This window comes from Nitrospiraceae bacterium (assembly GCA_035623075.1).
In the GTDB taxonomy this organism is placed as follows: Bacteria; Nitrospirota; Nitrospiria; order Nitrospirales; family Nitrospiraceae; genus DASPUC01.
In genome coordinates, this window is record DASPUC010000004.1 from 1 (window position 1) to 13,181 (window position 13,181).

At 56.3% G+C, this 13,181-nt stretch carries 12 protein-coding genes and 1 tRNA gene; 9 read left to right on the plus strand and 4 right to left on the minus strand.

Annotated elements, in window-relative coordinates:
• Window positions 1-252: 252 nt before the first annotated feature.
• Window positions 253-328, minus strand: a tRNA-Arg gene (locus VEI50_00875).
• Window positions 329-605: 277 nt separating this feature from the next.
• Here VEI50_00875 and VEI50_00880 point away from each other — a divergent pair.
• The gene (locus VEI50_00880) at window positions 606-878 is read left to right on the plus strand and encodes a hypothetical protein (protein ID HXX73664.1); all 273 of its coding nucleotides are present in this window, start codon (window positions 606-608) and stop codon (window positions 876-878) included.
• Entirely contained in the window at window positions 875-1,876 is a 1,002-nt protein-coding gene (locus tag VEI50_00885) for a hypothetical protein (protein ID HXX73665.1), read from the plus strand. The genes VEI50_00880 and VEI50_00885 overlap by 4 nt, the downstream gene beginning before the upstream one ends.
• Before the next feature lie 160 nt (window positions 1,877-2,036).
• Here the strand turns inward: VEI50_00885 and VEI50_00890 are convergent, their stop codons facing one another.
• The 3 genes from VEI50_00890 to glgC form a co-directional block, all read right to left on the minus strand.
• On the minus strand, window positions 2,037-3,098 hold the full coding sequence (locus VEI50_00890; protein HXX73666.1) for a DEAD/DEAH box helicase: 1,062 nt from the start codon (window positions 3,096-3,098) through the stop codon (window positions 2,037-2,039).
• Between the two features lie 61 nt (window positions 3,099-3,159).
• Window positions 3,160-5,019 (minus strand): helicase-related protein, encoded by a 1,860-nt coding sequence (locus tag VEI50_00895; protein HXX73667.1) that lies wholly within the window; start codon window positions 5,017-5,019, stop codon window positions 3,160-3,162.
• Window positions 4,994-6,232 carry a glucose-1-phosphate adenylyltransferase gene (gene glgC, locus VEI50_00900; protein ID HXX73668.1) on the minus strand — a complete coding sequence of 413 codons (1,239 nt, stop codon included), beginning with the start codon at window positions 6,230-6,232 and terminating at the stop codon, window positions 4,994-4,996. Before glgC ends, VEI50_00895 begins: the two co-directional genes overlap by 26 nt.
• A gap of 131 nt (window positions 6,233-6,363) precedes the next feature.
• Here glgC and VEI50_00905 point away from each other — a divergent pair, with 131 nt between their 5' ends.
• From VEI50_00905 to VEI50_00935, 7 genes are all read left to right on the plus strand, one after another.
• Window positions 6,364-6,642 (plus strand): hypothetical protein, encoded by a 279-nt coding sequence (locus tag VEI50_00905; GenBank protein ID HXX73669.1) that lies wholly within the window; start codon window positions 6,364-6,366, stop codon window positions 6,640-6,642.
• 85 nt (window positions 6,643-6,727) lie between these two features.
• Window positions 6,728-7,825: an ABC transporter ATP-binding protein gene (locus VEI50_00910; GenBank protein ID HXX73670.1), complete on the plus strand. Its 1,098-nt coding sequence runs from the start codon at window positions 6,728-6,730 to the stop codon at window positions 7,823-7,825.
• Window positions 7,822-8,727, plus strand: coding sequence for an ABC transporter permease (locus VEI50_00915; protein ID HXX73671.1), 906 nt, complete (start codon window positions 7,822-7,824; stop codon window positions 8,725-8,727). Before VEI50_00910 ends, VEI50_00915 begins: the two co-directional genes overlap by 4 nt.
• The gene (locus tag VEI50_00920) at window positions 8,724-9,491 is read left to right on the plus strand and encodes an ABC transporter permease (GenBank protein HXX73672.1); all 768 of its coding nucleotides are present in this window, start codon (window positions 8,724-8,726) and stop codon (window positions 9,489-9,491) included. The genes VEI50_00915 and VEI50_00920 overlap by 4 nt, the downstream gene beginning before the upstream one ends.
• A gap of 14 nt (window positions 9,492-9,505) precedes the next feature.
• Entirely contained in the window at window positions 9,506-10,555 is a 1,050-nt protein-coding gene (locus tag VEI50_00925; GenBank protein HXX73673.1) for a spermidine/putrescine ABC transporter substrate-binding protein, read from the plus strand.
• A gap of 120 nt (window positions 10,556-10,675) precedes the next feature.
• Window positions 10,676-11,998 carry a TolC family protein gene (locus tag VEI50_00930; GenBank protein ID HXX73674.1) on the plus strand — a complete coding sequence of 441 codons (1,323 nt, stop codon included), beginning with the start codon at window positions 10,676-10,678 and terminating at the stop codon, window positions 11,996-11,998.
• On the plus strand, window positions 11,995-13,143 hold the full coding sequence (locus VEI50_00935; GenBank protein ID HXX73675.1) for an efflux RND transporter periplasmic adaptor subunit: 1,149 nt from the start codon (window positions 11,995-11,997) through the stop codon (window positions 13,141-13,143). The genes VEI50_00930 and VEI50_00935 overlap by 4 nt, the downstream gene beginning before the upstream one ends.
• The last annotated feature ends 38 nt before the right edge of the window (window positions 13,144-13,181 follow it).

The window sequence follows — 13,181 nt, forward strand, 5'->3', positions numbered from 1 at the left end:
CACTCCGCCACACAGCCGCAAGCCGGCGGGTGATGGCCGGCGTCGATCTCGTGACTGTGAAGGAGATCATGGGTCACCGGGACATTGAGACCACGCTTCGGTATGCCCACCTCGCTCCGAACCACCTCAAGGACGGGGTGAACCGAGGGAGTTTGTTCGGAAGTGAGAACAAAACCACATCTGGAACCTTAACCAAAACCTTAACCAAGCAGGAAGGTCTAGTGGAGGAAAATGTGCAAGCTGTTGATTTAGTGGTGCGCCCGACAGGACTTGAACCTGTAACCCCCAGATCCGTAGTCTGGTGCTCTATCCATTGAGCTACGGGCGCCTACTGAAAAAGTGCTGATGTATGAGTGCTGGGTGCTGAGTGAAGTAAACGACAGGCAGCTTTGAGACGAGGCCCAACAGTCACCTTGATCTCAGAACTCAGCACCCAGGACTCAGCACTGGTTGTGACGAGAGCAGGCAGCGGTTATACAGGGCGTGGACGGGCTTGGTCAAGAGAGAGCCCAGTGGAGGGATGGTCGAAAAGGATATAAGAATTTTCAGAAGGGCTCGTCTTGAGTAGGATGGACGGAGGTCAAGCTCTGTCAAGGGAGGCAACCATGTCGATGCAATCCTTGCAAGTGGTCCAGAAGGACAACGAGGTCCGTGAGCATTCGACTACATGGTCGCCGCGGACGATACTGTTGGTGCAGTGGGTGGTGGGAACAATCCTCGTCTTCGTGCTGGGAACATGGCTGGTCTGGTTATCCGTCTATCTCCAACGCTATGTTGCAGAGGAGGACATTCGTGCGGCATGTAAGCGTGTGATGCCGGAGTCGGCTGATCGGTGTTTTGACACGGTCATTATTCAGCGCGGTGGGGCGAGGAGATGAGCGGCCTGCGGAAGTTCGTCGGTCCGGGGCGATCGCTGCTTTGTGCCGTCGGTTTGGCGACGGTTCTCGGACCTGGCCTTTGCCAAGGTGCAGACTCGGGCGACCGTCCCAGTATTCAGTATCGAATCGGGGCGGCGGGATGGTTCACGGAGGGGACGACTAAGTGGGCCTTTAATAGTTCGCAGGCACCGTTCAGCAATCCGACCTCACAGCTGACGTACAAGGATGTAGGAACCAATATTATCGATTTTACGGGTCAGGCAAGATTTCCGAATCGGGTTTTCGTTAGGGTCAATGGGGGTTATGGCGGCATCGGAGGCGGCCGCCTTACCGACAATGATTATCTTGCCGCAGATGGTGGGCAACCTTCCTCAAGCACACACAGCAATATCTCGGGAGACAGTGTGTGGTATGTCAACAGCGATCTCGGATTCACCTTGGCGTACTTCCCCGGTCGCCGAGGCACGTTCGATGTTTTCATCGGATATCAATATCGGCGGGAAAAGCATGAGGCGAACGGCCTGACGCAAGTCGTCTGCACGCAAGCAGGCCAGGGCGTAGTCTGTAACCCAGGTTCACCGTCGAATTATGGAACCACTGTGATCACAAACACGCAGACATGGAATTCACTCAGACTTGGCGCGCAGAGCGAATTTCGGATCACACGGCGATTCAGTATCGACGGGCAGGCAGTGTTCATTCCCTATGCCTCATTGAACAACAAAGATATCCATCACTTGAGATCCGATCTCGCCCAGGACCCCAGCATTGAAATGACCGGGTCCGGTGTCGGGACGAATCTGGAAGGTTCGGCGAGATTTATGGTGACCAAGGGTTTGTCCGCTCACGTGGGATACCGCTACTGGTGGACGCAAGTGACGAACGGGAATGTTACATTTTTTAACGCGGATGGGACGTCAAGTTCTATTAATGGGGGCCTGACCAAGTTCCAGAATACTCGCCAGGGAATCTTTTTCGGCCTGGATTACACCTTCTAACAGGATCCTGAAAAAGCCCGCCAGCTGCGTTCTCGCATCGCTCAGAGGCTCCACGTACGGCAAGGAGTACGCCTCGCCTCATCGCTCGCTGTGGCCTTGCTGGTCGGTCTTTTTGAACATCCTGCAGGCCTGATAATGCAGTTCGCCCCATCGTTTCAAATCAGCGGGAGCGGCCTGGCAAGGTATCGTCTTCGTACTGGGCGAAGAGTCGTTTGGCTTCCGGATGCAGGTTGTTCGGATGACCGTGAGGGATGCCGACCGTGCGGAACAGCGGTGTCAGCTTGCCGTTCGGATGGAGATAGCCTGCGCGCAGGGGCACGGTCCGTTTACTGTGTCGCACGAGATGACAAGGTTGTAGCCGGATCGAAGTCAGCCATTCCGCAAGGTCGTGCGGGTTCCCAATCGAGGCGGACAACAGCAGGAGTTTGGCCTGGGCGGGGCAGAAAATGATGGTCTCTTCCCAGACCACGCCGCGTTCCGGGTCTGCCAGGTATTGTGATTCATCCATGATCACCAGCCCTAATGTGTCCAATCGCACGTCGATTTCTCCGCCTGCGGCATCATAGAGCAGATTCCTCAATATTTCTGTCGTCATGATCAGGAGCGGGGCTTGTCCGTTGTCGCGCCGATCGCCGGTCAAGATGCCGACCTGGTCCTGACCGAAGATGCGGGAGAATTCCGTAAATTTCGTATTCGACAAGGCTTTGAGCGGTGACGTGTAGATGACAGTCCGATTCTCGGCCATCGCCCGGCGGGCCGCTTCCACAGCCACATAAGTTTTTCCGCTTCCAGTCGGGACGCTGACGATCACATCGCCTTCCATGAGTTTGATCAGAGCCTCGTCCTGCCACGCATCCGGAATGAACGGGTGCGGCGGCGGGACTCCGATTCCCTCCAGCCAGGTGGCGAGCGAGACAGCCGGTTCATGCGATTCAGGTTCGCTCGGTTTTTGTGTCGGACGACGGTGCGAATGGTGGAGAGAGGAAGACTGTCGAGTTGGAGCGGATTGCATCGGCGTGTCGGAACGAGCCTGTCGTTCGCCGACGAGGGCGAGGACATCGGATTCGAATCCGGCGCGATTCTCAGCAGAATGACGAAGCAGGAGCTCAATCAAGCGCCGCTTACCGGCCCGGAAATGCCTGTGTATCCGGCCCCGAGCGAGGCGATGCAAGAGGGCCACAGGTTGCTGGGCGAGCAGTTTCTCGAGTTCGTCGCTGGTCATGTCTTAGCCTTCAGCAGTCGGCATTCAGCCGTCAGCTGAGAGCTGATCGCTAGGTGCTTGTTCATGGCAATTCCTCCAAAACGCCGCGCCGTAGCACTGCAATCGCCCGAGAAGCCGTGTCAGCGAGCGCAGGATGTGTGGCTTTGAGCGTATGGAGTTGCGAGAGAAATTCCAATGTGCGCGCGAGTAGGCGATAGATGTCCCCTTCCGCCATCGTCGTGCTCTTGCAGAGGCCAATCCACGTCAGTGTCGGATCTCCAATCCACCGTTCCGTGATGGCTGCGATGTCGGCGCGTAGGAGCGGCGGGTCTTCGTGCGGGGCCAGGGACTCGGCCAGCTTGCGGACTTGACCAAGAAGTGAAGCCAACCCGCTGCTGATACGGGGAAAGGCACCGGGCCGATCGTCATCGTGCGCGATGCTGGACATGATACCGGCGAGGATGGCCGGATCGGCGCCGGTGAAAGCCTCAGCACGGATCAACTCGGTAATGAGCAGCGAGTGATCGATACGGATGAGACGGGCCCATTCACCTACATCGGTTAAATGAGCGGTCACCGTCAGGTAACCAAACCGCTGCAGGACGTCGATACGCTCTTGAAATCGGTGCCAGAGACTCGTGCGCAAGGCTTGAATCGACTTTGTATTGCGGTGCAGTTCCTGGCGCAGCTTCAACGCGACGGCATGGTCTTTCTGACAGGCCGAACGAGACGGACAAGCGGGGCAAGGAAAATCGCCGAAGGTGTGGGCCAGCGCGTCCGGCATCGGTTCATCTTCTTTCGGCACAAGAATCGGAAGCGGCGGAAGCCTGGTGGGTAGATCGCTCAGTTGATGAGTAAGGGTCTCGAGACTGTCCGGCGTACACCAGGGATACACCGGCGCTTCATGGCAGTCAAACACACGGTCGATGACTTCCGTGACCGTCGACGCGGGACATTCCGTAATCCCACCGCCCGGCCGGAGAACCGTGATCATGGGACTTTTCTGGCCTTTGCTTCGATACTGCCGAAGGACGACCCCCCGGCCGCGTGACAGCCCGACGACACGTCCTGGGGTGAGAAAGTGGAAGCGCGCGACGACGTCGGGCGGTTCGTGACGCCGGACCGGGCTGCGATGCGATTTATGCCGTCTGAATTGGTCGAAGAGCTGCCATTGCGTGATCCAGTCCGTGCAGACGCGCGGGCCATACGGTTCCATCTTCTGATGGAGATCGTCCAGTTTTTGTTCCAGGGTCTCGGCCCGTTGATTGAGCTGAAACTGCGCAAAGCTCTTCGCGAGGATCGGTTGGATCTGGTCAAGCGGATGGGCCTTCAGGAGATTGAGCACCATCGGATAGGTGATGATGAACTGGCTGTTGATGGCTTCAGGCTGGCCGGTCAATCCTTTGGTGAGGATGCCCAGATCAATGTAAGGTGATGGTGTGACGATTGCGAACCCAACGAGGTCTTTCCCGCGACGGCCGGCACGTCCTGCAATCTGCTGGATCTCGGCGATGGTGAGGTCGGTGAAATCACGCGACTTGCGAATGCTGGATTGAGTGATGATGACGGTACGGGCAGGAAAATCGACGCCAGCCGCGAGCGTGGTCGTGGCGAAAACCGCATCCAGACAGCCGTGACGCATTAGTTCCTCGACGGCGATTTTCCATGAAGGCAGATGGCCGGCATGATGGGCGGCCACTCCGGTGCGTCGTACAGTCGGAATCAAAGGATGATCTGCAACGCTCGGGTATTCCGCGATCACTTCCTCGAGCACCGTGGCGATCGCCTGCTGCCTGACAGGAGGCAGTAAGGCCTGGTTGTGATCGAACGCCTGCATGGCTTCATCGCAGGCACGCCGGGATGTCAGGAACACGATCGCTGGAGTGAGGTGTTTCTGGCGAAGGGCTGCAATCAGGTCAACCGGATGAATCGAGGGGGGCATGCAGTTTCATTCCCTTTGAAATAACCACGAGGCCGGATTCGGTCACGGTAAACCGTTGGGCATCGGCGTCCCGATTGTATCCGATTTCCGTATGCGGCGGGATCACGACGTCTTTGTCAATGATGGCGCGCTTGATCCGGCAGGATTCGCTGATGATCACGTTCTCCATCACGATTGATTCCCGCACGTCGGCATGATCCAGGACACGAACGTTAGGCGACAAGACGGAGTTCTGGACGCGGCCACCCGCGACGATGCAGCCGCCGCAGACGATCGAGTCCAGTGCCACCCCCATACGGCCGCCTTGAAAATCTTGTGCAAACACGAATTTGGCCGGCGGAAACTGGCCTTGGTAGGTGCGGATCGGCCACTGCTGGTCGTACAGGTTGAACAAAGGATCGACCGCAACCAAATCCATATTGGCTTCCCAGTAGGCATCCAGAGTTCCGATGTCACGCCAGTATTGAACGGCTTTCTTGTTGGCATCATGAAACTTAAACGCATAGACACGTCCGCTCTTGATCATGTTTGGGATGATGTTTTTCCCGAAGTCATGGGCGGTACCGGCTTGGGCATCCGCCAAGAGATGCTCGCGGAGGACCTTCGTGCGAAACAAGTAAATCCCCATGGAACCGAAGGCGTGAGCAGGATCGTTCGGGATCGGAGTCGGTTGAACGGGTTTCTCCTCAAACTGTGTGATTCGAAAGTCTTCATCCACGCTCATGATCCCAAAGCGTGATGCCTCCGCGATCGGAATATCAATGGCGCCGACGACGGCGTCGGCCTCTTTCGCCACCAGCCAGTGGTACATCTCCATATAATTCATCTTATAGATGTGGTCGCCGGCGAGCACCAACAGATATTCTGCCTGCTCGGCGTCTAGGAGGAAGAGATTTTGGTACACCGCATCGGCGGTACCACGGTACCAGTCCTCGCTGATGCGCTGTTGCGGCGGCACGGACGCGATGTATTCCCCCAGTTCCGGGCTCAAGACATGCCAGCCGGACCGTATATGGCGGTCGAGGGAGTGCGATTTGTATTGGATCAATACAGCCACCTTACGGAGGCCGGAATTCAGGCAATTGCTGAGGGTAAAGTCGATGATCCGATATTTCCCGCCGAACGGAACGGCAGGTTTCGCCCGATGTTCGGTGAGCGGCTGGAGGCGTTCGCCTTTTCCGCCAGAGAGGATCATGGTGAAAATATTGTCCATCGCGGCGAATTGTATCAGGACCCCTTGGAAATAGAAAGAAAGTCAAATCGTTGACATCCAGCTGATGCAAGTTGATACTACCCGGTAGTCGGATGTCATGAGTGGGCCGAACGCGAACTGAGGAGCGTATTATGAAACGGGATGTTGTGGTGACATCGTTGGCGAAGGTCAGCAAACCCTCGTCGAATGGAGCAAAGGATCTTGCCTGGCGGTTGGAGCACCTGGAAGCACAAATGCAAAAACTGTCCCAACTGGTCCGCGAACATGCCGAAGACATGGATCGCTTGGTCCGTATCGTTGCTGAAGATCGTGAAGCCATCAGGCAGCAACTGCTACGGAAGCATCACGCGCAGGTCCGCGCACGCAAACACTTGCGCGATGCAGATTCCAAGGTCGGCCTAGATTCCTGACTTTCCTGGTGAGCGTATCCTCGCAGTGATTTCCGCCATTAGCAATCAGATAGCACGCTGTTCCCTCCTGCCGGAGTAGGTTCCGTTGGCCGATCCTATCCTGGAGCTCATCTCGCTCGTCAAACGGCACAACGGTGTCCTCGCCGTGGATCACGTTTCGTTCGCCATCGACCGGGGAGAATTCTTTTCAATCCTGGGCCCTAGCGGAGCCGGCAAAACGTCCGTCCTCCGCATGATTGCGGGGTTCGAGCCGCCCGACGAGGGAGTGATTCGAATAGAAGGACGATCGATCCACGGAATTCCGCCCCACCGTCGTCCCGTCAATCTGGTGTTTCAATCTTACGCACTATTTCCTCATTTGAGCGTGGGAGAAAACGTGGCGTTCGGTCCGAAGATGCAAGGAATGGCGGTCGGCGAGATTCATTGTCGTATTCGTGCAGTCTTAGACATGGTGAAACTGACGGGGAAAGAAGCGCGGCTTCCGGCAGAATTATCGGGCGGCGAGCAACAACGGGTGGCCATCGCCCGTGCGTTGATCAATCAGCCCGCCGTGCTCCTCCTGGACGAACCGCTTTCGGCCTTGGATCATCAATTGCGCCAGGACATGCAGGTGGAGTTAAAGGCCATTCAGAAACGAGTCGGTATTACTTTTGTTTGCGTGACGCATCATCAGAAAGAAGCGTTGGCCCTCTCCGACCGCCTTGCAGTGATGCACCAAGGGCAGGTGTTGCAGGTCGGGACTCCGGAAGAGATATATGACGCGCCGGCGAACCGTTTTATCGCCCAGTTTGTGGGGAGCTCAAATGAATTGCGCGGGGTGTTAGTCGGCAATGATGGAGGAACAGGGCTGTTTCAGTCGCATGATCTAGAAGAAGGTCAAAACATCCGCGTGCGTGTCACGGGGGATATGGAACCTCACAAACCCGTGGCGTTCATGGTGAGGCCAGAACGTCTGCACCTCTCGGCGGCAATCGAGGCTCCAGCGTCTGATAATCGTCTCCAGGGTCGCGTCGAAAAGGTGCTCTATCTCGGGAGTGAATTACAGTACACGATTCGACTCTCCGGGTCGGTGCAATGGACGGTCCAGGTGTCCTGCCTGTCCGGCGGGCAAAAGGTATGGCCGGTTGGGACGAATCTTTTCGTCCACTGGCGCGCTGAGGACGGATTGGTGCTGCTGTTATGACCCGGCTAGCCGGCAGCACGGGATCGCTTGAAGACATGGGCCATCCTGTGTCGAGTCATCGGACGACGTATTGGCTACTCACCCCGGGGATCCTTTGGTCGGTTGCGTTCCTGTTTATCCCTCTGATCGTGGTCGGCGTGATCAGTTTTGCCACGCGAGGAACATACGGCGGGGTGATCTGGCAGTTCAATCTTGAGAACTATCGTGATTTGTGGCACGTGGTCTATACACGCATCTTCGGCCAATCCCTCGTCCTTGCCTTCCTGACAACCGTGATCTGTTTGGTGATGGGTTTTCCGCTGGCCTATTACATCGCCAGACTGTCTCCACGCTGGCAGGCTGTCTGGCTTATGTTGATCATGATTCCCTTTTGGACAAACTTTCTCGTCCGCACCTATGCCTGGATGTTCATCCTGCGAACTGAGGGCCTGTTGAACACCCTTTTGCTCGGCCTTGGGGTGATCACGACCCCACTCGATCTACTCTACACCGACAAAGCGGTTCTCATCGGTCTGGTGTACGGCTACCTCCCGTTCATGGTGCTCCCGCTCTATGCGACGCTCGAACGGTTGGATCCAGCCTTGGTCGAGGCAGCCAAGGATCTCTATGCGAATCAGTGGTCCGTGTTCCGGCGAGTCATCGTTCCGCTCGCGAAACCTGGCATCATCGCTGGATGCCTCTTGGTATTCATCCCTTCTCTTGGCGCCTTCATCACACCCGACCTGTTGGGTGGTGCGCGCAATATGATGGTCGGCAATCTGATACAACATGAATATTTGGTCGCGCGGGATTGGCCACTAGGGTCGGCCATTTCCTTGATTCTCCTGATCGTCGTCATCGCGGCTGTTATCGCCTATTTCTTCGTTGAGTCCACAAGGTCTCGCAGGGAAGTTGAGCCGTGAAACATCGGGAATCGTGGTTGCCGTTGGTTGCCATCTTCAATGTCGGGTTTTTATACCTGCCCATCCTCGTGCTGTTGGTGTTTTCCTTCAATGCGTCCCGATTGGCCGCGACCTGGCAGGGATTTTCATGGCACTGGTATAGCCAACTGGCTGAAAACGGCGCGCTTCACGCCGCCGTGCAAAACAGCTTGCTCGTGGCCGTGGCATCGACGGCGGTGGCAACGGTGCTGGGTATTCCTGCTGCCATGGGACTAGAGCGGCTGGCGCGCCGCCCCCGACAGATCCTGGGAGGGTTGTTCCTGTTGCCGCTTGTCATTCCCGAAGTGATGATGGGAGTGTCCTTACTGCTGCTGTTTGTCATGATCGGGATGCCGCTGGGTCTGACGACGGTGATACTGGGGCATACAACCTTCAACCTCCCTGTCGTTATCGTACTCGTGCGAGCGAAGTTGCGAAAGCTCGACCCGTGCCTGGAGGAAGCGGCGGCTGACTTGGGGGCGTCGCCATGGGAGATCTTTCGCCTGATCACCCTTCCTCTGCTACGGCCTGCCATCCTCGGAGCCGTCTTGCTGGCCTTTACCGTGTCACTCGACGACTTTATCGTAACCTTTTTTGTCGCAGGTCCCGGGGCGACGACACTTCCTTTGAAAGTGTATTCGATGATCAAGTCCGGCGTTTCGCCGGAAATCAACGCCCTGTCTGCCCTGATGGTGCTGCTGTCGATGGGGCTTGTGTCTATCTCACTTCTCCTTCAGCGGCGGTGACGATCGGCGTGGCCATGAGAGTGTACGGGGCGATCGTTCTGAGTCTGGTCCTCTGCAGTATCGCAATCGGGTTCGGTTGCCAGCGAGGGTCTCAGCCGGGCAATGGCACGTTGCACTACTTTACCTGGTCGGACTACGTGAGTCCCGAGCTCATCACGGAATTTGAACGGCAACATGGCGTCAAGGTCGTGATCGACACCTTCAGTAGTAACGAAGAATTGTTGGCGAAACTGCAAAGCGGCGCGACCGGGTACGACGTCACTGTGCCGTCCGATTTCATGGTGTCGATCATGATCGCACAAGGACTATTGGCTGAGCTCGATATGAAAGCCGTACCGAACAGCGCTCTCCTTGAAGAACATCTCCAACGTTTGGCCTTCGACCCCGAGCATCGTTACGCCATGCCGTATCTCTGGGGAACGGTCGGGATTGGATACGATTCCGCTGCCGTGACACCCCCGCCGGACAGTTGGGCTGTCCTCTGGGACCCGCGCTATGCGGGCAAGATCAGTATGTTAAACGATCAGCGGGAGGTCTTTGGCGCGGTCTTCCGATCCATGGGCAAGTCAATGAATGTGACGGATCCGGCGATCATCGAGGAAGCGAAGCAGAAACTGATTGCCCAGAAGCCGCTCGTGAAAACCTACGCAAGCGAACACTATGATCAGCTCTTAGCCTCAGGAGATGTCATTCTCGCACACGGGTGGGGGGGGCCGGTCGCACGGGCTATGCGTGAGCGGCCGTCGATCCGATATGTGGTGCCCAAAGAAGGGGGGACGATTTGGGCCGACTGTCTTGTGGTACTGAGATCGTCGAAGAAGAAGGAATTGGCGATGCAATTCATTAACTTCTTAATCGACACCCGTGTGGCGGCGCAGACCTCGGAACGACTGCTCTTCGCTGCCTCGAATCGTGAAGCAGGACGACTCGTGAATAATCAGGTGCGTGAGAACCCTGCCGTCTATCCTCCGGCCGACCTGATTCCACGCTTGGAGTGGATGACCGATGTCGGAAAAGCTATGCGAATCTACGACCGGGCTTGGACAGAGCTCAAAATCCACTAAGTCGTGGTTTCTCAAGAGCTTCTTCCACTCTTTTTGCTTTCACTGTATAATGCCACTCATCTCAAGCTCGGTGGCCTAGGTGTGAGGTGTGGACACCGCCACCACTGCTCTGGTCCTTTCGTGGGGCATTCGGTGTCTGTGGCTTTTTATAGGCAGGTGCGCGCGGTTTACCTTCTCGCCTTCCTCGCAGTCTTTTTCGGGGCACCGCTTTCTGGGGCAGACGGGTCGGCGGATACGATCGAACAAGGTTCTTCGAGAACTCTCCGACTCAGCGTCAACGAAGCGCTGAGTCTGTTCTTGAGTCAGAATCTGGACGTCCTGGTCGCCAAATATGGAATCGAGTATGCCAAGGGACAACAGATTACGGCTCGGCTCTTTCCCAACCCGGTTATGTCGATCGGAACTCTCAGCGCCTATACGCAAGGACATACGGCGAGCAACAGCGGCCAGCTGTTCATGCAAGCGCAACAGCTATTTGAGTTGGCCGGAAAACGAGGGTATCGCATCGAAAGTGCCGGTTATGGGACGCAATCGGCGGAAGCAGCTTTCGAAGATGCGGTTCGTCAACTCAGCTTTACTGTCAAAGACACCTATTATCGCATTCAGCTGGCCCTCCGTCGCCTGGCCCTGGCCGAAGAGAATCGCGACCGGTTTTCACGCATCCTTGACGTCAATACGATTCGCTTTAAGAAGGGCTACATTGCCGAAGTCGACCTCATCCGGATTCGGTTGCAAATGGTGGATTTTCAATCACAAGTCATCGGTGCGTTACAGGAAGCGGAATCGGCCAAGGGAGATCTTCGACAATTGTTACGACTCACACCGAAAACATCGTTGGAACTCACGACGGATTTGGATTTTCGCCGGATCGATCCCGATATCGCCAAACTACGGGTCGCCGCCCTCGACGCCCGTCCGGATGTCCGAGCAAAGCGGTTTACCTACTCTCAACGGGAGGCAGATTTGAAACTAGCCAGAGCCTATCGGATTCCTGATGTGACGATCGGCGCAGGCTATGCGATTCAGGGGGCGCAGGGACCAGATAATCAACAGCAATTTGCCCTTAATATGGGACTGCCGCTCCCCTTGTTCAATCGGAATCAGGGGGGCATCCGGCAAGCCGAAGTGGCCACTCAGACGGCGGAAGCCGACTTGAACAAAACCATGATCTTAGTTGAGAATGAGGTGGAAGTCGCGTATCGCAATCTCCTGCAGAGCCGGAGGCTCGTGGAAGCCTATATTGGAGGTGTGCTCGAAGATGCCCGGGCCACCTTTACCATTGTTGAGCGGGCTTATGAACGGGGAGGGGCGACCATCCTTGATCTTCTTGATGCGGCCCGGACATCGCGGACGATTCAGCAGAATTATATCGAGGCCTTATTCAACTATCAGCACAACTTGTTTCAACTCGAAAGCGCTGTGGGGCAGGAGCTCGCTTCATGAAGGAAAGGATTGAAAGGGTAACCCTTGTTGTCCTGTTGTCCGCGCTCGTGGCCTGCGGGCGTGGAGAGCAACCAGCTCATTCGGACGCTGCAACTCCGCCGGTCGGAAAAAGCAGGGCGGTCAAATCCGAGGCACAACCGCGTATCGAGACCGCGATCGTCGAATTTAGTCCATCCCACCAGGCGCTGACACTTTCCGGCAAGATTGCCTATGGGGAGGACCGGTATTCCCGGATTTCGTCGCCACTGCAAGGCCGTGTGGTCGAAGTACGGGCACGTTTGGGAGACAGGGTGAAAGCAGGAGCGGTTTTGCTGGTGGTTGACAGCCCCGATATCGCGCAAGCGTACTCGGAATATATGAAGGAGGACTCCGACCTCCAGTATGCGACGAGGGCCTATGGGTTAGCCAAAGATCTCTACGAAGACAAGGCGATGCCGCTCAAAGATCTCAAGCAGGCTGAGAACGAGTTGGTCAAGGCTCGGGCGGAGTTCCGACGTGCAAAGGAACGATTGCTGTCACTGAGGGTTCCTGCAGAGGAATTGAATAAGCCCTTGGATAAGCAGCAGATCACATCGCGATTTGAAATGAAAAGTCCCCTGACCGGGACCGTTGTCGAGCGGTCGGTCACGCCGGGGCAATCGGTTGGTGGTGATCCCGGTCAAGTGTTGTTCACCGTAGCGGATCTGGACATGCTTCAAGTCGTGGCGGATCTCTACGAGCGTGACCTCTCTTTGGTGAAGGAAGGCCAGTTCGCCAAGGTCACCGTCGAGGCTTACGCGGGCATGGATTTTCCAGCCACGGTGGCCATGATCGGCGATGTGGTTGATCCGACGACGAGAACGATCAAATTGCGCGCGTGGGTCAACAATGACGCACACAAACTCAAGCCTGAAATGTTTGCTCGCCTGCACATCGAAGTAGGGGATTCGGCTCAAATCCTGACCATTCCGCGTGAGGCAATTCTGGAAGCAGACGGAAAACAATTCGTCTACGTGATGGAAGCCCCGGATCGGTATGTCAAACGAGAAGTCAAAGTTGCCGGTGCGTCGGGAGAGCAGGCTCGGATTGTCGAAGGGCTTCGTTCAGGCGAGAGAATCGTGGTCAAGGGAGCTGTGCTTATCAAGGGGCAGGAAGTCAAGGGATAAGACGGCTCACTGCTAGTGCGTGACATGCAGCGGTTGAA

Bases quoted from the DNA above. Each gene is read 5' to 3' on its own strand.
- VEI50_00880 (HXX73664.1), top strand. From the start codon at position 606: ATGTCGATGCAATCCTTGCAAGTGGTCCAGAAGGACAACGAGGTCCGT.
- VEI50_00885 (HXX73665.1), top strand. From the start codon at position 875: ATGAGCGGCCTGCGGAAGTTCGTCGGTCCGGGGCGATCGCTGCTTTGT.
- VEI50_00890 (HXX73666.1), bottom strand. From the start codon at position 3,098: ATGACCAGCGACGAACTCGAGAAACTGCTCGCCCAGCAACCTGTGGCC.
- VEI50_00895 (HXX73667.1), bottom strand. From the start codon at position 5,019: ATGCCCCCCTCGATTCATCCGGTTGACCTGATTGCAGCCCTTCGCCAG.
- glgC (HXX73668.1), bottom strand. From the start codon at position 6,232: ATGGACAATATTTTCACCATGATCCTCTCTGGCGGAAAAGGCGAACGC.
- VEI50_00905 (HXX73669.1), top strand. From the start codon at position 6,364: ATGAAACGGGATGTTGTGGTGACATCGTTGGCGAAGGTCAGCAAACCC.
- VEI50_00915 (HXX73671.1), top strand. From the start codon at position 7,822: ATGACCCGGCTAGCCGGCAGCACGGGATCGCTTGAAGACATGGGCCAT.
- VEI50_00925 (HXX73673.1), top strand. From the start codon at position 9,506: ATGAGAGTGTACGGGGCGATCGTTCTGAGTCTGGTCCTCTGCAGTATC.
- VEI50_00935 (HXX73675.1), top strand. From the start codon at position 11,995: ATGAAGGAAAGGATTGAAAGGGTAACCCTTGTTGTCCTGTTGTCCGCG.